General features: G+C 37.9%; 19 protein-coding genes. 17 read left to right on the forward strand and 2 right to left on the reverse strand.

The genetic code is table 11. The annotated features are described in order from the left end of the window. Positions 1-22: 22 nt before the first annotated feature. Genes fmt through spoVM form a run of 8 tightly spaced genes read left to right on the forward strand, consistent with a single transcriptional unit; the run spans position 23 to position 7,504 of the window. Positions 23-961: a methionyl-tRNA formyltransferase gene (gene fmt, locus D8M04_RS10455; protein ID WP_121522857.1), complete on the forward strand. Its 939-nt coding sequence runs from the start codon at positions 23-25 to the stop codon at positions 959-961. A 1-nt stretch (position 962) separates the two neighbouring features. Further along, positions 963-2,309 carry a 16S rRNA (cytosine(967)-C(5))-methyltransferase RsmB gene (rsmB, locus tag D8M04_RS10460; RefSeq protein WP_121523147.1) on the forward strand — a complete coding sequence of 449 codons (1,347 nt, stop codon included), beginning with the start codon at positions 963-965 and terminating at the stop codon, positions 2,307-2,309. Between the two features lie 60 nt (positions 2,310-2,369). After that, positions 2,370-3,119 carry a Stp1/IreP family PP2C-type Ser/Thr phosphatase gene (locus D8M04_RS10465; RefSeq protein ID WP_121522858.1) on the forward strand — a complete coding sequence of 250 codons (750 nt, stop codon included), beginning with the start codon at positions 2,370-2,372 and terminating at the stop codon, positions 3,117-3,119. Next, positions 3,116-5,185, forward strand: a complete 2,070-nt coding sequence (gene pknB, locus D8M04_RS10470) for a Stk1 family PASTA domain-containing Ser/Thr kinase (protein WP_121522859.1) — start codon at positions 3,116-3,118, stop codon at positions 5,183-5,185. Before D8M04_RS10465 ends, pknB begins: the two co-directional genes overlap by 4 nt. Then, positions 5,186-6,067: a ribosome small subunit-dependent GTPase A gene (gene rsgA, locus D8M04_RS10475; protein ID WP_121522860.1), complete on the forward strand. Its 882-nt coding sequence runs from the start codon at positions 5,186-5,188 to the stop codon at positions 6,065-6,067. A gap of 1 nt (position 6,068) precedes the next feature. Then, complete coding sequence (gene rpe / locus D8M04_RS10480; protein WP_121522861.1) at positions 6,069-6,728, forward strand: ribulose-phosphate 3-epimerase; 660 nt, start codon at positions 6,069-6,071, stop codon at positions 6,726-6,728. A gap of 5 nt (positions 6,729-6,733) precedes the next feature. After that, a complete protein-coding gene (locus D8M04_RS10485; RefSeq protein WP_121522862.1) occupies positions 6,734-7,384 on the forward strand; it encodes a thiamine diphosphokinase in 651 nt (216 codons plus the stop codon). 36 nt (positions 7,385-7,420) lie between these two features. Continuing rightward, on the forward strand, positions 7,421-7,504 hold the full coding sequence (spoVM, locus tag D8M04_RS10490; RefSeq protein WP_121522863.1) for a stage V sporulation protein SpoVM: 84 nt from the start codon (positions 7,421-7,423) through the stop codon (positions 7,502-7,504). 313 nt (positions 7,505-7,817) lie between these two features. On the opposite strand, the gene rpmB is transcribed toward spoVM, so the two are convergent. Next, a complete protein-coding gene (gene rpmB, locus D8M04_RS10495; RefSeq protein WP_121522864.1) occupies positions 7,818-8,006 on the reverse strand; it encodes a 50S ribosomal protein L28 in 189 nt (62 codons plus the stop codon). 786 nt (positions 8,007-8,792) lie between these two features. On the opposite strand from rpmB, the gene D8M04_RS10500 reads away from it, so the two are divergent. The 9 genes from D8M04_RS10500 (at position 8,793) to rnc (ending at position 17,602) form a co-directional block, all read left to right on the forward strand. After that, entirely contained in the window at positions 8,793-9,155 is a 363-nt protein-coding gene (locus D8M04_RS10500) for an Asp23/Gls24 family envelope stress response protein (protein ID WP_121522865.1), read from the forward strand. Between the two features lie 28 nt (positions 9,156-9,183). Beyond that, positions 9,184-10,842, forward strand: coding sequence for a DAK2 domain-containing protein (locus D8M04_RS10505; protein ID WP_121522866.1), 1,659 nt, complete (start codon positions 9,184-9,186; stop codon positions 10,840-10,842). A gap of 244 nt (positions 10,843-11,086) precedes the next feature. Then, positions 11,087-13,120 (forward strand): ATP-dependent DNA helicase RecG, encoded by a 2,034-nt coding sequence (gene recG / locus D8M04_RS10510; RefSeq protein WP_121522867.1) that lies wholly within the window; start codon positions 11,087-11,089, stop codon positions 13,118-13,120. Between the two features lie 127 nt (positions 13,121-13,247). After that, positions 13,248-13,835, forward strand: a complete 588-nt coding sequence (gene fapR / locus D8M04_RS10515; RefSeq protein ID WP_121522868.1) for a transcription factor FapR — start codon at positions 13,248-13,250, stop codon at positions 13,833-13,835. Beyond that, a complete protein-coding gene (gene plsX / locus D8M04_RS10520) occupies positions 13,819-14,817 on the forward strand; it encodes a phosphate acyltransferase PlsX (RefSeq protein WP_121522869.1) in 999 nt (332 codons plus the stop codon). Before fapR ends, plsX begins: the two co-directional genes overlap by 17 nt. Positions 14,818-14,823: 6 nt before the next feature. Further along, positions 14,824-15,759: an ACP S-malonyltransferase gene (gene fabD, locus D8M04_RS10525; RefSeq protein ID WP_121522870.1), complete on the forward strand. Its 936-nt coding sequence runs from the start codon at positions 14,824-14,826 to the stop codon at positions 15,757-15,759. Positions 15,760-15,765: 6 nt separating this feature from the next. After that, positions 15,766-16,506 (forward strand): 3-oxoacyl-[acyl-carrier-protein] reductase, encoded by a 741-nt coding sequence (fabG, locus tag D8M04_RS10530; protein WP_121522871.1) that lies wholly within the window; start codon positions 15,766-15,768, stop codon positions 16,504-16,506. A gap of 80 nt (positions 16,507-16,586) precedes the next feature. Next, the gene (gene acpP, locus D8M04_RS10535) at positions 16,587-16,820 is read left to right on the forward strand and encodes an acyl carrier protein (protein WP_121523149.1); all 234 of its coding nucleotides are present in this window, start codon (positions 16,587-16,589) and stop codon (positions 16,818-16,820) included. Positions 16,821-16,918: 98 nt separating this feature from the next. Further along, positions 16,919-17,602, forward strand: coding sequence for a ribonuclease III (gene rnc, locus D8M04_RS10540; protein ID WP_121522872.1), 684 nt, complete (start codon positions 16,919-16,921; stop codon positions 17,600-17,602). A gap of 137 nt (positions 17,603-17,739) precedes the next feature. Here the strand turns inward: rnc and D8M04_RS10545 are convergent, their stop codons facing one another. Then, positions 17,740-17,964 (reverse strand): DUF1128 domain-containing protein, encoded by a 225-nt coding sequence (locus D8M04_RS10545; protein ID WP_121522873.1) that lies wholly within the window; start codon positions 17,962-17,964, stop codon positions 17,740-17,742. Between the last annotated feature and the right edge of the window lie 269 nt (positions 17,965-18,233).

Below are 18,233 nucleotides of genomic sequence, written 5' to 3' on the forward strand. Positions count from 1 at the left end.
TAAATGAGAAAGTTGGGATGTTATGAAACGTATTGTATTTATGGGTACCCCGGATTTTTCTGTGCCAGTTTTACAATCCCTGGTACAATCCGAGTATGAAATCGTGTTAGTCGTTACACAGCCTGATAGGCCTAAGGGAAGAAAACGTGTGATCACTCCGCCACCGGTGAAAGTCGAAGCAGAAAAGAGTGGAATTCCTGTTTTTCAACCTGAGAAATTAAGAGAAGAATATAAGAAGATATTATCCTACCAACCAGATTTAATTGTGACAGCAGCATATGGTCAGATTTTGCCGAGTGAACTATTAGAATTCCCTCCTTTCGGGTGTATCAATGTTCATGCTTCTCTATTGCCTGAACTACGAGGCGGTGCCCCAATTCATTATGCAATTGTTCAAGGAAAGAAAGAAACAGGTATCACGATTATGTATATGGTAGATAAATTGGATGCTGGAGATATTTTGACACAGGTAACCGTTCCAATTAATAAGGATGATCATGTAGGAACCATGCACGATAAACTATCCGACGCAGGTGCAACCCTGTTAATGGAGACTTTACCGAAGCTGTTTAATAAGGAATTAACCCCTGAAAAACAAGACGAATCAAAAGCAACTTTTGCTTCGAACATTAAACGTGAACAGGAAAAAATTGATTGGAATAAATCGAATACAGAAATTTATAATCATATCAGAGGACTTCATCCATGGCCAGTAGCTTTTACTACTTATAAAGGAAAGGTTATGAAGCTGTGGTGGGGTGAACCGGTGGATACAAGTTACGAAGGACTGCCTGGTGAAATTGTTCAAGTACAAGAAGACAGCTTTATAGTTGTTTGTGGAAATCAACAAGGAATCAAACTAACAGAAATTCAACCTGCTGGTAAAACACGCATGTCTGTCAAAGATTACTTGAGAGGATCTATGGACAGAATTAAAATAGGAGTAATTTTAGGTGAATAATATGAAGCCAAATTTTCTTAGAAACACTATTTTAGATGTACTGATTCGTATAGAAAAGGATCAAGGGTTTAGTCACTTGCTAGTGGATCATGAAATAAAGTCCTCTGGGCTCAGTCCAAAAGACGTGAATTTATTAACTGAAGTCGTCTATGGAACGATGCAAAGAAAAATAACACTAGATTATTACATATCCCATTTTGTATCTTCAAAGAAGAAACTAGATTTATGGGTTAAAATGCTGCTCCGCATGTCTATTTATCAAATGGTATACTTAGATAAAGTACCTGATCATGCGATTATACATGAATCCGTTGAAATTGCTAAACAACGTGGCCATAAAGGGATATCTGGTTTTATTAACGGAGTGCTTCGAAGTGTCCAAAGGGACGGCGTACCTAACTTCGATAATATTAAAGATGAAGTAAAAAGACTATCTATTGAAACCAGTCATCCAGAATGGTTAGTTAGCAGATGGGTAAAGGAATATGGAGTCTCTACAACAAAAGAGATGTGTCAAGCGAATTTAATGAAGAAGCCTCAGTCGATCCGTATCCAACCTTTAAGGATTACGAGGGAGGAAGCAATGGAGAGATTGCAGAATCAAGGTTTTGAAGTCACAGCCTCACCATTTTCCCCTCAAGGGATTATCGTAGAGAAAGGCAACATCCTTTCCACTGATTTATTTAGAGATGGTCTAGTTTCCATCCAAGATCAAAGCTCCATGCTGGTAGGTGAAATGCTTGATGCTCATCCGCAAATGGTCGTATTAGATGCATGTAGTGCACCTGGAGGAAAAGCGACCCATATTGCAGAAAAAATGGAGAACCAGGGTGTGCTCTATGCTTATGACTTACATAAGAAGAAAGCCAACCTAATTACAAAAAAAGCAAATCAACTTGGCTTATCCATCATTCAAGCAAATCAAAGTGATGCAAGAAAGTTACAGGAACAGCATGAAAAAGAGAGCTTCGATCGTATTTTAATTGATGCACCATGTTCAGGGCTCGGGGTTATCCGTGGTAAGCCCGAAATTAAATACAATAAAAATGAAGAAGACGTGAAAAGGTTGTCTGAAATTCAATTAGATATCTTGACTCATGTTGCTCCGCTCTTAAAAAGGGATGGATTACTTATTTATAGTACCTGTACAGTAGATGTGGAAGAAAATGAGCAAGTGGTAAAAGAATTTCTATCTAATCATCCTGATTTTCAAGTTGATCCTGGTTTCTTTGAAGAGCTGCCAAATGCGGTGCAAAATGCTTCAGGGATTACCACATTTGGATTGCAGCTTTTTCCGCAAAGTTATAACACAGATGGGTTCTTTCTTACACGTTTAAGAAAACACTAAATTCCACGCACTTTTAACAAGTGAAACAGGAAATAATCAATAGATGAGGGGGGATTTATCATGAAAGGAATATTTCTAACCGATCGTGGTCAGGTAAGAAGCCATAATGAAGATGCAGGGGGTATCTATTACAATCTTGCAGATCAGCTTTTAGCCATTATTGCGGACGGAATGGGTGGACATCAAGCCGGGGATGTGGCAAGTCAAATGGCTACCTCCTTCATTAGAGAAAATTGGGAAAAGGAAAAAGGGTTCAGCTCTCCTGATGAGATTGAAAATTGGCTAAAGAAAACTATTTCTGAGATGAATGATGTTATTTATACACATGCACAAAATCATTCAGAATGTGAAGGAATGGGAACAACTGTGGTTATCGTAATTAACGTAAGTGATTTCCTTAGTGTTGCTCATATTGGGGATAGCAGATGCTATCTACTAAATGAAAATGGCTTCAAACAAATTACGGAGGATCATTCATTAGTTAACGCGTTAGTGCAATCAGGCCAGATAACAAAAGATGACGCGATGCATCATCCAAGGAAGAATGTGGTATTGCGCGCATTGGGTTCGGATAAACAAGTAGAAGCGGATGTCAAAACATTATCTATAGATGATGGTGATAAGCTATTACTTTGTTCGGATGGACTTACAGATAAAGTGCAAGACAATGAAATATTCGAATTCCTCCAAGTGGATAAGAGTCTTACTGAAGTAGGACAAGAATTAATCGATGTGGCAAATAATCGAGGTGGAGAGGATAATATTTCCGTCATTCTTCTGCAAAAGCTGAAGGATGGTGATACGGAATGAGAAGTGGCCACCTCTTGAATGAGCGTTATCAAATTAAGGGGAAAATTGGCGGCGGTGGGATGGCAGATGTCTATCTTGCTCGAGATATTATTTTGGATAGGGATGTTGCAATAAAATCTCTTCGAATGGAATACGCTAATGATCAAGAATTTATCGCCCGTTTTGACCGTGAAGCCCAATCTGCTACAAGCCTTGCCCACCCAAACATTGTAAGCATTTATGATGTAGGTGAGGAAGATCATTTGCTATATATGGTTATGGAATATGTGGAAGGAATGACCTTAAAAGAATACATACAGCGTTTTGGACCGCTTGACGTCCAGGAGTCCATGGATATTATGCGGCAGATTGCTTCGGCGATTGCACATGCGCACGCCAATGATATTGTACATCGAGATATCAAACCACAAAATATCCTGATGGATGGACATGGTCAGGCAAAAGTAACTGATTTTGGTATTGCTATCGCTTTAAGTGCCACTGCTTTAACTCAAACAAATTCTATTCTCGGTTCTGTTCATTATTTATCACCTGAACAGGCACGTGGAGGAATGGCGACAAAAAAATCAGATATTTACTCTTTAGGGATTGTCTTATTTGAAATGTTAACAGGAAGATTACCTTTTTCAGGTCAGTCTCCGGTGTCTATTGCTTTAAAGCATCTCCAAAGCGACACCCCGTCTGTAAGAAGATTCAATCAAGATATACCTCAAAGTGTAGAGAATATCGTACTAAAAGCGACCGCAAAGAATCCGTTTCATCGATATGATTCCATTTATGATTTTGAAGAGGCAATTGAAATTGCTTTACATCCTGATCATTTAAATGAGGAACCATATACACCACCGATAGAAGTTGGTGAGGAAACGAAGGCAATACCAATTATTACCAATCAACAAATTAATGGAGACTTTGAACAGGAAACATTAATACACCATACAAATGAACACACGATTCCTTTTACAGATGATCAAGAAGAAAGTCACACCAAGCCATTAAACAAAAAGCAAAAAAAAGCAAAAAAGCCAAAGAAGCAAAAACAGAAGAAAAAGAAAAGATGGTTGATTCCTCTTTTAATTTTAATATTTCTGCTAGCTTGTGGCCTTACAGTATTATACATCTATCCTGGTGTTCTGCTGCCTAAAGATGTGACAATTCCAGAGGAAATAGTAGAGATGGAAGAAGATGAAGCAACAGAAATTCTGGAGGAACTGGGCCTTGTAGTGGAAGACGAATCGACTTTCTCTGATGATATAGAGGAAGGATTAGTTGTTAAAACCAGTCCTTCAGTGGGTAGAACAATTAAGGAAGGCTCCTCTGTCACTTTGTTTGTTAGTAAAGGGAAAGAAAAGACTACTGTAGAAGATTATGTAGGACGGGACTACAATCAGGTCAAAGAATTATTGGAAAGTGAAGGGTTCTCTGAGTTTAGAATGATTGATAAACATTCAGATAGACCTGAAGGTGAGATTCTGTCACAAATTTCGCCAATGCCTAATACTGAGGTAGTACCAAGTGATACACAGTTTATTTTTGAAGTTAGCTCGGGTCCAGAGCCAATTTCATTAAATAATTTAACTGGTTTTTCTCAAGCAGAAGCTATTTCTTATCTTGAGGATAAGGGATTACAAGCCAATATTATAAACGAGAATTCCAATAATGTAGAAGAAGGAAATGTAATTCGACAGTCACCTGCTTCAGGTAGTGAACTAGCTCCCGGAGATACTGTGGATGTTTATGTTTCAAACGGACCAGAAGAATTACCACCAGAAACAAAAGAGATAACTGTGTTCGTTCCATATGAGCCACCAGAGTCTGAAGAAAGTCCAGAAGGTGAGACGGAAACAAATCCTGAACAGCCAGAGCCGGTGGAACAAACCGTTAGAATCTATATTAAGGATATGGAGCATGAGGATATATCTGTCGTTTATGATGAACAGGTTATTACAGAGGATACGGAAATTTCCTTTACCCTTCAAATTGCACAGGATAGCAGTGCAGAATACCGCGTGACCCGTGATGATGAATTAATTGAACATAACAAAGTTTTTTACGGAGGTGAATAAATGAAAGAGGGCAGGATTATTAAAGCATTAAGTGGATTTTATTATGTGAAATCCAATGACTTAGTGTACCAATGTAGGGGTAGAGGAGTGTTTCGAAACCAAAAGATAACTCCTTTAGTGGGCGACTTCGTAGAGTTCGAGGCGGGAGATGAGAACGAAGGATATATTATGAAAATTAAGCCGAGATCCAACGAATTAGTGCGTCCGCCAATTGCCAATATAACGCAAGCAATTCTAGTGAGTTCTGCCCACTCACCTGATTTTAGCTCAACACTATTGGACCGTTTCCTAGTGTTGATAGAATCCAAACATGTTGAACCAGTAATCTTTATTACAAAAGTGGATACATTAACGCAGTCAGAGAAAACGGAGATAGAGAATGTTAAAAAATCCTATGAGCGTATAGGCTATCCAGTTGAATTAATTTCTACAAAGGATAGTGAGTATCTTCCAGACTTAACAAGCTATTTTAAAGATAAGGTAACTGTTATTGCAGGGCAATCAGGGGTTGGAAAATCATCATTGATTAATGCATTAGACCCCACCCTTTTCTTAGAAACAGCTGAAATATCTCGTAGTCTTGGAAGAGGCAAGCATACAACGAGACATGTAGAGTTATTAGAATTATTTGGTGGGTTAGTAGCAGATACACCAGGGTTCAGTGCACTGGATTTTAGCGAAATTGAAGCTGAAGAACTTGCAGATTGCTTCCCGGAATTTAGGGAAAGAAGACAGTTATGTAAATTCCGTGGATGCTTGCATCATAAAGAACCGAAATGTGCTGTGAAAGAATCCGTCGATAATGGAGAAATTGAATTTTTTAGATATGAACATTACTTAAGTTTCTTAGAAGAAATACAATCGAGAAAGCCGAGGTATTAAAATGAAGACAAAAATAGCACCATCGATATTATCAGCAGATTTTGCAAAATTAGGGGAGGAAATTAAAGATGTAGAGCGTGGTGGAGCGGACTATATTCACGTCGATGTAATGGATGGCCATTTTGTTCCAAATATCACGATTGGTCCTTTAATTGTAGAAGCAATTAAGCCAATCACTTCTCTCCCTCTAGATGTTCATTTAATGATAGAGAATCCAGAAGCTTATATATCCACTTTCGCTAAAGCGGGTGCTTCTATTATTACTGTGCATCAAGAAGCTAGCGTACATTTACATCGTACTATTCAACAAATTAAAGACAGTGGGGTTAAAGCTGGTGTTGTTATTAATCCAGCTACCCCAGCAGAAACATTAAAGCCAATTCTTCCAGAAGTTGATCTCGTTCTTATTATGACCGTCAATCCTGGATTTGGTGGGCAGTCCTTTATTCCTCTTACTTTAGAAAAAATTAAACAAATTGCCCAATGGCGTGAAGAACTCCAGTTGGACTTTGAGATTGAAGTAGATGGAGGAGTTAATATTGATACAGCGCGACTATGTACACAGGCAGGTGCCGATGTTTTAGTGGCAGGCAGCGCCGTATTTAATAAAGAAGATAGAGCAGAAGCAATCCAAATGATAAGAGAAGCGGCTAAAGGATAAGCTTTATGGCTATTATAGGAATCGTTGCAAATGGTCCCAGTTCTTCCTTGCCTGAGCTCTCCGACTTTACAAATGTAGTGGATTATTGGATAGGGGCAGATCGTGGTGCCTTTATGTTAGCTAAAAAGGCTATCAAAATGGAATACGCCATTGGAGATTTTGACTCTATTTCGGATCAGGAAAAGCTTGAAATTAAGAAATATACGGAGCATTATAAAGAATATCCAATCGAGAAAGATAAAACAGATTTAGAATTGGCTATTGACAAGGCATTAGAAAAAAACCCTTCCCGCATATATTTATTCGGGGTGACTGGTGGCCGAATTGACCACGAACTTGCAAATATACAATTACTGTATTTAATTAGAAAGCAAGAGATTCAGGCCATTATGGTTGATCGTTTTAATTATATGGAGTTGACCTTCCCAGGAACTTACCATATAAAGAATAATGATCATTACGATAATATTTCATTTATACCTTTTACACTGGAGGTCAAACGCCTAACATTAACAGGATTTTATTATCCTTTAACTAACTATGATCTCTCCTGGGGCTCGACCAGATGCATTTCGAATAAGCTTCTTTCAAATAGTGGTACTTTTTCATACGACCAAGGCATATTAATATTTATAAAGAGTCGTAATGTGATTTAGCTTTTTATTGAAATCACATAAACAGGAGGGGCACTTATGAAATTTTATACTATTAAACTTCCGAAATTTATAGGTGGATTCGTTAGAGTAGTTATCGGGATTTTTAAAAGAGAGAAGTAGTAAAGAAATTTCAGGTTAGTGACAAGACATGGTGTTTACTGGCTATTAACTTGTTCGCTTTGCAATATATTTAGCTATTAAAGAAGCAGGGGAAATTGCCAATTGAGGAGTAAAGATTCCTGGTGGGGCGAGTAATAATAGTTTTATATGCATTTAACAGTCGGCCTGCCGCTATTTTAAAAATAGAGATGCTTTGTCTAACACACTGACAAAGCATCTTTTATAAAAATAATTATGAATAAGGAATAAGAAAAAAGCACCTTCAAAAAAGGTGCTTTTTTCATAACTAATGTAAAGTGTATTTATCGGTATATTATACGCGCTCTACTTTACCTGATTTAAGTGCACGTGCAGAAACATAAACTTTTTTAGGTTTTCCATCAACCATAATACGTACTTTTTGTACATTAGCTTTCCATTTACGCTTATTGGAATTCATAGCGTGAGAGCGTTGGTTACCACTGCTAGTCTTACGACCAGTTACAACACATTTTCTAGCCATGTTATTCCCTCCCAACTGTTACGAGTTCATTATTACTTATACAATTTACCATATCTTGTGAAGGAATGCAATTGATTATTTCTCTTTAACTATTATATTTAAGCGTATAATAGATAAAGTGCGAACTTGTTTAATCCAAAATAGTGCAAGGAACCGCTACGGAAATACACTACGCTTTCCGCGGGCGCTGCTGAGCCTCCTCGAGACTGTCGTCTCTGCGAGGTCTACCTTGGCTTTCCCTCCCGCAGGAGTCTCCGTGTATTCCCTCCGCTAGGTTTGAGCTTCTCGACTTATGGATTTATTACTGCAATAAGACAATCAAATATAGATCTGTGAAACGTTACGTACAGTACTTACACCACACATAAAGCAGAAAATCTCTATTAGCGTAGGCAGAATACGCAGACTCCTACGGGAATAGCACGTGTCTGAAGACCCCGCAGCGGTGGTTTTTCCGCGAGGAGGCTGAGGCCGTGCCCGTGGAAAGCGGAGTATTCTGCCGAAGCGGCTTCTAGCACACACCACCATTAGAACAAGCGAGAGTAGAATCGTTAATATCATTTTCACTACGTCGTATTTTCTATTAAATGTGACCTATAAAGACACAATCTCTCTTTTTATCATTATACGAAAGAGAATTCACTTGACAGAGCAACTTAATTCGTCCATTGTATAAAGGGGAATTTTTGAATTAATTATTATACAGTTTAGTCGTTACTTTTAAAAAATCTTAGTATGTAGTATAATTTGCTTATACTAAGAGTAGTCGTCCTGAGGAGGATTATTATGTCTATTGAACTAAATACAACTGATGGTCAGGTTACCATTACCAACGATGTAGTTGCTACAATTGCTGGTGGTACAGCTGTAGAATGTTACGGTATTGTAGGAATGGCATCTAAAAGCCAAATAAGAGATGGAATTGCAGAGATACTAAAAAAAGAGAATTATTCTAGAGGGATTATTGTTCGTCAAGAAGATGACAAATTACATATTGATATGTACATCATTGTAAGCTACGGTACAAAGATATCTGAGGTAGCAAGTAATGTACAATCTCAAGTTAAGTATGCATTAAGCCAATCTTTAGGCTTAGACATTGACTCAGTCAATATTTATATCCAAGGAGTTAGGGTTTCTAGAGATTAGGTCTTTATGTTATTGAGGAGGAAGTATAGTGACAGTCGAGAAGATAGATGGCGTTGTTTTAACGCAAATGATTTTGGCGGGTGCTAATCATTTAACAAATAACGCCAAAAAAATAGATGCTTTAAATGTATTTCCCGTTCCAGATGGAGACACGGGAACAAATATGAATTTATCGATGACTTCAGGAGCAAATGAAGTTAAAAGGTTAAATAGTGATCACGCGTCAGATGTTGCAAACGCTTTTTCAAAAGGCTTGCTAATGGGCGCAAGAGGCAACTCTGGTGTAATCCTATCCCAAATCTTCCGTGGGTTTGCAAAAGGGATGGAGAAAAAGCAAAGCCTTACTGCAGAGGATTTGGCTCAAGCGATTGAATCAGGGGTGTCAACTGCGTACAAAGCAGTTATGAAACCAGTTGAAGGTACAATTCTTACTGTGGCGAAAGACGCTGGAATTGAAGCGATTTCTGTATCAAAGAACGAGAAAGATGTAGTAGTACTTATGGAAAAGGTCTTGTCAGCGGCCAAGGCTTCCTTACAACGTACACCTGAATTATTGCCTGTTTTAAAAGAAGTTGGAGTAGTAGACTCTGGCGGACAAGGGCTTGTTACCATTTATGAAGGTTTCTTAGCAGCTTTAAAAGGGGAAGAACTCCCGCAAGAAGTTGTTTCAGAAACTGAAATGAAAGAAATGGTGAACGCAGAGCATCATAAAGCACAAGAATTTATGGATACATCCCAAATTGAATTTGGCTATTGTACTGAATTTATGGTACGTTTCGAAGAGGATAAATTAAAAGAAACACCATATAATGAAGAAGAATTCCGGAATGAGCTAAGTGAATTAGGCGATTCTCTTTTAGTTGTTTCTGATGACGAAATAGTCAAGGTTCATGTTCACTCAGAAGTACCTGGAACATGTATTAATCTTGGTCACCGTTATGGAAGTCTTATTAAAATTAAAGTCGATAATATGCGAGAACAGCACTCTGCCATTGTCGGGGAACCTGCCGAAAGAAAATCGACAGTTAAAAAAGAATATGGAATAGTAACTGTAGCAATGGGAAATGGAATCAAAGCTTTACTAGAAAGCTTAGGTGCCTCCTATGTAATCGCTGGTGGCCAGACGATGAATCCTAGCACACAGGACATTACAGATGCTATTAAAAAAGTAAATGCAAAAAACGTACTCGTATTACCGAATAATAAAAATATTCGTATGGCAGCTGACCAAGCAGCCGAGCTTGCGGAAGAAAACGTAGCAGTAGTACCAACTACAACTATTCCACAGGGGATTTCTGCTATGCTCTCCTTCCATCCGGATGCTGACTTGGAAACGAATCAAAAAGCAATGGATGAAGCGAGAAAACAGGTGAAGACTGGGCAAGTAACATATGCAGTGAGAGATACTACTATTGAAGGAATTACAATTGAGAACGGTCATTTTATGGGTATTGTTGATGGTAAAATTAAAGTGACGGACCGTGAAAAGAAAGATACTGTAAAACAACTAATGAAGGAAATGATTTCTGAAGATGATGAGATTTTAACCATTATATATGGTGAAGATGTTGCTTCAGAGGAAGTGGACGAGCTTGTTCAGTATCTAGAGGAAAATTATGATGAGCTTGAAATAGAAGTGCATAACGGAGAACAGCCTATCTATTCTTATATCTTCTCGGTTGAATAGAAGTACTATAAAAAACTTCGCCTTACATAAAGGTGAAGTTTTTTATACTTCAGGAAACATTGCTTTTGTTAAAGGATAATAGTATGAAAGTGACTTGGCAATATCCTAAGACTTTCTAATTAAGGCATCAGTTAAATGAATAAGAATAGACTTTTTGCTATAATTGATACTAGTTAAGTAAAAATGTTACGAAAAAAATAGAGATAAATTATAGGATGAAGTTTTAATAGAAAGAGTGATTGTTATGCTTGAAGATTCAATAGCTGAATTAAAGGGAGTTGGAGAAAAGGTAGCTGAGGAATTGGCTTTGTTAAAAATCTTTACCATCGAAGATTTATTGCTTTACTTCCCTTATCGATATGATGTGTTTGAGGTTAAGCCACTCATTGAACTCATTCATGATGATAAAGTTACAATTGAGGGAAAGGTAATTCATGATCCAACTCTGCAATTCTATGGGAAAAGGAAGTCACGTTTAACCTTTTCGGTTGAAGTGGAAGGAGTTGCCGTTAAAGCAGTGATGTTTAATCGGGCGTTTGCTAAGAAGCAAATCCATACAGGGGATATCATCACTTTAACTGGGAAATGGGATGCTCACCGTTTACAAATAACGGTTAGTAATTATAAATTAGGACCTGCCAGTAATCAGGATAAAATCCAACCATCTTACTCAATTAAAGGGAATTTAACAAATATTAAGCTCAAAAAAATAATGGAACAGGCACTAAAAGAATATGGTCCCAAGATAAGTGAGTTTATACCAGAAAGTTTTTTAACAGGGTATAAACTGCCTTCTCGTCGCGAAGCTGTTCAAATTATGCATTTCCCCCCAAATAGAATGGCGCTTAAACATGCCAGAAGAAGGTTTACATATGAAGAATTTTTGCTTTTTCAATTGAAAATGCAATTACTGCGTAAGAAGAAACGTGAGGCAACGAAAGGAAATGCTCAAGTCTATGATGTGGAACAACTGGAATCCTTTGTAGCCAGCTTTCCATTCACTTTAACGAATGCACAGCGAAGCGCACTAGATGAGATATTGAAAGATTTGGTCTCACCATATAGAATGAACCGATTGCTGCAAGGAGATGTCGGTTCTGGAAAAACGGCAGTAGCTGCGATTAGTTTATATGCCTCTGTTACGGCGGGAAAACAAGGAGCATTAATGGTGCCGACCGAAATACTTGCTGAACAGCATTATGAGTCGTTAACGGAATTATTTAAGGGCAGAGCGAGGATCGCCTTATTGACCGGTTCCATAAAAGGGAAGAAACGAAAAGAGATACTAACCCAACTAGCTAATCACGAAGTGGATATATTAGTTGGGACCCATGCTTTAATTCAAGATGATGTTTCATTTGCTGAATTAGGTTATGTTATCGTAGACGAACAGCATCGATTCGGTGTGGAGCAGCGAAGAACATTACGTGATAAAGGGCTTCATCCAGACGTCTTATTTATGACAGCCACACCCATTCCGCGGACACTTGCTATCACAGCGTTTGGTGATATGGATGTGTCGGTTATTGACGAGATGCCTAAAGGCAGAAAGGAAATCGAAACCTATTGGGCAAAGGAGAACATGCTTGAAAGAGTATTAAAAATGATCGAAAAACACGTCGAGTCTGGGGAACAGGCCTATATTATCTGCCCGCTTATTGAAGAATCGGATAAGTTAGATATACAAGATGCAGTTGACCTATACCATCAGCTAACTGATTTTTTCCCTTCTTCCATTAATGTCGGATTAATGCATGGTCGATTAAAAGCGAATGAAAAAGACGCAGTTATGAAGCAATTTGCTGGTAATGAGGTTCAAGTACTTGTATCTACTACAGTCGTAGAGGTTGGAGTAAATGTTCCTAATGCAACCATTATGGTTATTTACGATGCTGAACGCTTTGGTCTATCACAGCTTCATCAGTTAAGGGGAAGAGTTGGCCGTGGTGATAAGCAGAGTTATTGTATTTTAATTGCTGATCCTAAAGGAGAAGTAGGTAAAGAAAGAATGCGTATCATGACTGAAACAACAAATGGTTTTGAACTGTCAGAAGAGGATTTAAAATTAAGAGGTCCCGGGGATTTCTTTGGGAAAAAACAAAGTGGTGTCCCAGAATTTAAAGTGGCGGATATGGTACATGATTATCGTGCTTTGGAAACAGCAAGACAGGATGCAGCAGAAATAATTGAAAAAAATCTCTTAGAAGAAAAAGAAGATTTTCTACCGCTGAAACTGCATTTGGAAAAGGATCAGATATCAGAGGCCACATTAGATTAGTGGGATTACTTGCATAAATATATATGGTATTATATATTACTATTAGTACCAAGTCTTAAATCGTATTTAAACTTAAGTGAGATGTGAGTTTTTCAGAACAATAATAGAGACGATGGATGGGTGCATAATGAAACCGACAAAATCAGAACGACAAAAATTACTAAAAGAAAAAATAGAGGAATCTCCTTTTATTACCGACGAACAGCTTGCATCACTATTTAACGTCAGTATTCAAACAATACGCCTCGACCGGATGGAGCTATCCATTCCAGAATTACGGGAAAGAATTAAGTATGTAGCTACCAACCAATGGAATGAAACGGTTAAAGCATTACCGCTAGAAGAAGTGATTGGGGAAGTCATTGATTTAGAGTTAGATAAACGTGCTATTTCCATTCTTGATATACAGACTGATTTGGTTTTTTCACGTAATAAAATTGCACGTGGGCATCACTTATTTGCCCAAGCTAATTCTCTAGCAGTTGCAGTGATTAATGATGAGCTGGCTTTGACAGCAAAAGCAGATATTAAATTTACCCGTCAAGTAAAAGAGGGAGAACGAGTAGTTGCTAAAGCAGTCGTGAAAGGTGAGCAAAAGGGGCTTACTATTGTTGTTGTTAATAGTTTTGTAGGAAATGAAAAAGTATTCAATGGCACATTTTATATGTATCGTTCGAATGATAAAGGAGATATCAGCCATGAGATTAGCGATTGATGCAATGGGGGGAGACAATGCTCCAAAAGAAATAGTACAAGGAGCAATGGATGCAGTCTCAGAAATGAAAGATCTACATATTACATTAGTTGGTGACGAAGCTCAAATCACACCATTACTAACAAGCAAAACAAACATAGAAATTTTACATGCAGATGAAGTTATTACTGGGGAAGATGAACCAGTTCGAGCGGTTCGCCGTAAAAAAAATTCTTCACTTGTCCTAATGGCTAATGAAGTAAAAGAGGGAAGGGCAGATGCCTGTATTTCTGCGGGTAATACTGGTGCATTGATGAGCGCTGGGTTATTTGTAGTTGGAAGAATTTCAGGGATTGAACGACCTGCACTAAGCCCAACATTACCTACCATTGATGGTAAAGGCTTTGTTATGCTTGATGTTGGTGCTAATGTTGATGCTAAGCCGCAACATCTTGTACAATATGCTATTATGGGCTCAATTTATGCTGAAAAGGTTCGGTCGATACCAAAGCCAAGAGTTGGCCTTTTGAACGTCGGAACTGAAGATGGAAAAGGAAATGATTTGACAAAGAAGACCTTCAAAGAATTAGAAAAGGCTCCTATTCACTTTATTGGCAATGTGGAGGCACGGGATTTATTGGATGGTGTTGCAGATGTTGTGGTAACGGATGGATTTAGCGGTAATATTGCGTTAAAAACAATTGAAGGTACAGCGGGGGCACTCTTTAAAATACTAAAAGAGACGATGATGTCGAGTACGAAAACAAAAATCGGTGCAGCATTACTAAAAAATGATTTACGTGGCCTAAAGGATAAGCTTGATTATTCAGAATATGGTGGTGCTGGCTTATTCGGTCTTGCTTCACCTGTTATTAAGGCGCATGGCTCTTCAAAAAGCCGAGCGATTGTTAGTGCAATAAAACAAGCAAAGTATATGGTGGACCACGATGTAACCAATACGATAAAGTCCACATTAAAATCTATTGATATTGATAAGGAGTGAAAAGAGATGAAACGAGTAGCCTTTATGTTTCCTGGTCAAGGATCACAAACGGTAGGGATGGGTAAGGAATTTTATGATGAATATCCGGCAGTCAAGGATCTGTATCGAAAGGCAAATCAATTATTAGACAAGGACATCCAATCACTTATGTTTGAGGGTCCTGGTGAGAAATTAACGGAAACAGAAAATGCACAGCCAGCTCTATTATTATCAAGTGTAGTGATTCATCGTTTATTGATTGAGAATGGAATCAATCCGTTGATGACAGTTGGACATAGCTTAGGAGAATACAGTGCACTGGTAGCTGCGAATGCCCTTAGTTTGGAGCAAGCCTTGCCACTGGTACAAATGCGTGGAAAATTAATGGAAGAAGCTTTTCCTAAGGGACAAGGTACAATGGCAGCAGTACTTGGGTTAGATGAAGAGGAAATATCAAATGCGTTAAGTATGATTGAAAATGAAATTGTTGATATAGCCAATCTGAACTGTCCTGGACAGATTGTTATTTCAGGTTCGAAAGATGGCATTAGTCAAGCAGAAGCATTACTTAGAGAACGTGGAGCAAAACGAGTTATCCCATTAAATGTAAGTGGACCATTTCATTCAAGGTTAATGAAAGCAGCAAATGAGAAGTTTGCTGATTACCTAAATAAAGTACCATTCTACGATGCAGAAGTACCAGTGTATGCCAATGTTTCAGCTAATCCTGTTACCAAAGCTGAGGAAATAAAAGAATTGCTCATTCAACAATTATACTCCCCTGTCCGTTTTGATGCATCTATCAGAAATATGATTGATAAAGGTGTGGATGCCTTCGTCGAAGTAGGAAATGGTAAGGTGTTAAGCGGATTATTGCGGAAAATCGATCGCAGTACGAAAACATTTGCAGTACAAGATGTTGATTCACTGAAGAGTTTTATAAATTGGTATCAGGAGGATTAATCAAACATGCTAAAAGGAAAGAGTGCAGTAGTAACTGGTGCTTCTCGCGGAATTGGACGTGCAATTGCATTAGAACTTGCCAGTCAAGGAGCAAATGTCGCAGTAAATTATGCTGGCAGTGAGGAAAGAGCACAGCAGGTTGTAGAAGAAATTGAACAGCTTGGTGTGAAGGCTCTTAAAATTCAAGCAGATGTTGCAAATGAATCAGAGGTAAAAGAAATGATAAAAAAAGTTACCGAAGAGTTCGGCGGTCTCGATATCTTAGTGAATAATGCTGGAATTACGAGAGATAATTTATTAATGCGAATGAAAGAGGAAGAATTTGACCAAGTTATTAACACGAACTTAAAGGGTGTATTTGTTTGCACCAAAGCTGTAACAAGACAAATGATGAAACAAAAAGCTGGAAAGATTATTAATGTTGCATCAATTGTAGGTGTCGCGGGTAATGCTGGACAAGCGAACTATGTTGCAGCAAAAGCAGGTGTTATAGGCTTAACAAAAACAACTGCAAAGGAATTGGCGTCTCGTAATATCTTAGTAAATGCTGTTGCACCAGGGTTTATTGCTACAGATATGACAGATAAGCTAACAGAAGAACAGAAAAAGGGAATGCTGGACGTGATTCCATTAGGCAAGTTAGGAAAGCCAGAAGATGTGGCGAAAGTTGTTCGATTTTTGGCTTCGGATGATTCGAATTATATGACAGGACAAACCATTCATATTGATGGTGGAATGGTCATGTAATTTATTTCTGCTTACTTCGAAATGGAAGTAGAAAAGTGAAAAGAAATGCTCTATACTACTTGAAGGGAGGTGAACTTGAAATGGCAGATGTATTTGATCGTGTAAAAGCAATTATTGTAGATCGTCTTGATGTGGAAGAAGAAAAAGTAACCCTTGAAGCATCTTTTAAAGAAGACCTTGAAGCTGATTCTCTAGATGTTGTTGAGCTTGTTATGGAACTTGAGGATGAGTTCGATATGGAAATCGCGGATGAAGATGCTGAGAATATTAATACAGTAGGGGACGCTGTTAATTACATAAATGGTAAACAGTAATAAGTCCTAAGCGGCAGATTTAAATGAATGAAGAAAGAATGAGAAAGTCTCGCTATATGCGGGACTTTCCCTATATTTTTACACTAGAGGTGACATGAATGGATGTTACACAGCTTGAAAGTAAGTTTAACCTTACCTTCCATAATCATGATTTAATAAAACAAGCTTTTACACATTCATCTTATGTGAATGAGCATCGGAATGAAGTATTTTCGGATAATGAAAGATTGGAATTTCTAGGAGATGCGGTACTGGAATTAGGTGTATCACAATTCCTATATCGTAATGAACAATCCATGCCAGAAGGAGAAATGACAAAGCTTCGAGCTGCTATTGTTTGTGAACCTTCCTTAATGGGATTTGCCCAAGAATTAGACTTTGGTAAGTATCTATTGCTTGGAAAAGGGGAAGAACAAACCGGCGGAAGAGAACGGCCAGCGATTTTAGCTGATGTTTTTGAAGCGTTCCTAGGTGCATTATATTTAGATCAGGGATTTGAAACAGCATTAGCCTTTCTTGAAAACTATATCTTTCCGAAAATTAAATCTGGTGCTTTTTCGCATGAAATGGATTATAAAAGTCAGTTACAGGAATTGGTTCAGCAAGATAAGAATAAAGCAATTGAATATAAGATTGTTGATGAAAGAGGACCTTCACACAATAAAGAGTTTGTTGCACATGTATATGTAAATAGCGACAAAACTGGTGAAGGGATTGGAAGGACAAAAAAAGAAGCAGAGCAGCGAGCAGCAAAACGCGCATTAGATTATTTTAATATGTAAAGAGAAGTGACTTAGTTTCGCTGTTTTAGTAGATATTAAACAGGTCTTGATAAACAGTATACACTTACCTGCGTAAGCGCAATGAAGGCATTCGCCAAAGAACATGGCGTGTGCCTTCGTTTTTTATTAGAAAATGGTTATCTTTTCCGAATATTCGCCAGCTCTTCGATGAAAGCTTGTGCTTCAGAGCTGCTCAGTCTACCTTTTTTCACGACCATATCGTACATTGATTTAAGTTCGTCATATTTATTAAGGTCATAGTCATCTGCGTCCAAAAGTCCCCGGTTTACGACATTCAAATAATCTGCTAATTGATCTAGAATTATTTTTAAATTTGCTTGAGAGGCTGTTTCTAAGCTCATCTCTTCCCTCCTTTTAGTAAAAAATTTATGTATAATTTCTATAAGCAGTTTTCTTTCTCTATAGGTGCTACTAAGGATTGTAAAATATGGGTAATCCTTAGTTTTCTATTAAGCTTCTTTTGTTTATAAGTTTATGATAAAATAAATGCGGTAAAAAGCCAAATGTTTTTTAATTTCTCTGCGTTGAACTTGTCAGTTCTAATTAACTTTTTAAGGTACTACGCAGTGGGTTTGTACATTTGCAAATAATTGAGCTAATGAGAGAGTCC

This window comes from Oceanobacillus piezotolerans (assembly GCF_003665065.1).
Taxonomy (GTDB): domain Bacteria; phylum Bacillota; class Bacilli; order Bacillales; family Amphibacillaceae; genus Oceanobacillus; species Oceanobacillus piezotolerans.

Excerpts from the sequence above, each read along its gene's own strand:
- rpmB (WP_121522864.1), bottom strand. The coding sequence starts at position 8,006 with ATGGCTAGAAAATGTGTTGTAACTGGTCGTAAGACTAGCAGTGGTAAC.
- rpe (WP_121522861.1), top strand. The coding sequence starts at position 6,069 with ATGAAGACAAAAATAGCACCATCGATATTATCAGCAGATTTTGCAAAA.
- fmt (WP_121522857.1), top strand. The coding sequence starts at position 23 with ATGAAACGTATTGTATTTATGGGTACCCCGGATTTTTCTGTGCCAGTT.
- D8M04_RS10465 (WP_121522858.1), top strand. The coding sequence starts at position 2,370 with ATGAAAGGAATATTTCTAACCGATCGTGGTCAGGTAAGAAGCCATAAT.
- fabG (WP_121522871.1), top strand. The coding sequence starts at position 15,766 with ATGCTAAAAGGAAAGAGTGCAGTAGTAACTGGTGCTTCTCGCGGAATT.
- spoVM (WP_121522863.1), top strand. The coding sequence starts at position 7,421 with ATGAAATTTTATACTATTAAACTTCCGAAATTTATAGGTGGATTCGTT.
- D8M04_RS10485 (WP_121522862.1), top strand. The coding sequence starts at position 6,734 with ATGGCTATTATAGGAATCGTTGCAAATGGTCCCAGTTCTTCCTTGCCT.
- acpP (WP_121523149.1), top strand. The coding sequence starts at position 16,587 with ATGGCAGATGTATTTGATCGTGTAAAAGCAATTATTGTAGATCGTCTT.
- D8M04_RS10500 (WP_121522865.1), top strand. The coding sequence starts at position 8,793 with ATGTCTATTGAACTAAATACAACTGATGGTCAGGTTACCATTACCAAC.
- rsgA (WP_121522860.1), top strand. The coding sequence starts at position 5,186 with ATGAAAGAGGGCAGGATTATTAAAGCATTAAGTGGATTTTATTATGTG.
- rsmB (WP_121523147.1), top strand. The coding sequence starts at position 963 with ATGAAGCCAAATTTTCTTAGAAACACTATTTTAGATGTACTGATTCGT.
- rnc (WP_121522872.1), top strand. The coding sequence starts at position 16,919 with ATGGATGTTACACAGCTTGAAAGTAAGTTTAACCTTACCTTCCATAAT.
- plsX (WP_121522869.1), top strand. The coding sequence starts at position 13,819 with ATGAGATTAGCGATTGATGCAATGGGGGGAGACAATGCTCCAAAAGAA.
- fabD (WP_121522870.1), top strand. The coding sequence starts at position 14,824 with ATGAAACGAGTAGCCTTTATGTTTCCTGGTCAAGGATCACAAACGGTA.
- recG (WP_121522867.1), top strand. The coding sequence starts at position 11,087 with ATGCTTGAAGATTCAATAGCTGAATTAAAGGGAGTTGGAGAAAAGGTA.
- fapR (WP_121522868.1), top strand. The coding sequence starts at position 13,248 with ATGAAACCGACAAAATCAGAACGACAAAAATTACTAAAAGAAAAAATA.
- D8M04_RS10545 (WP_121522873.1), bottom strand. The coding sequence starts at position 17,964 with ATGAGCTTAGAAACAGCCTCTCAAGCAAATTTAAAAATAATTCTAGAT.
- pknB (WP_121522859.1), top strand. The coding sequence starts at position 3,116 with ATGAGAAGTGGCCACCTCTTGAATGAGCGTTATCAAATTAAGGGGAAA.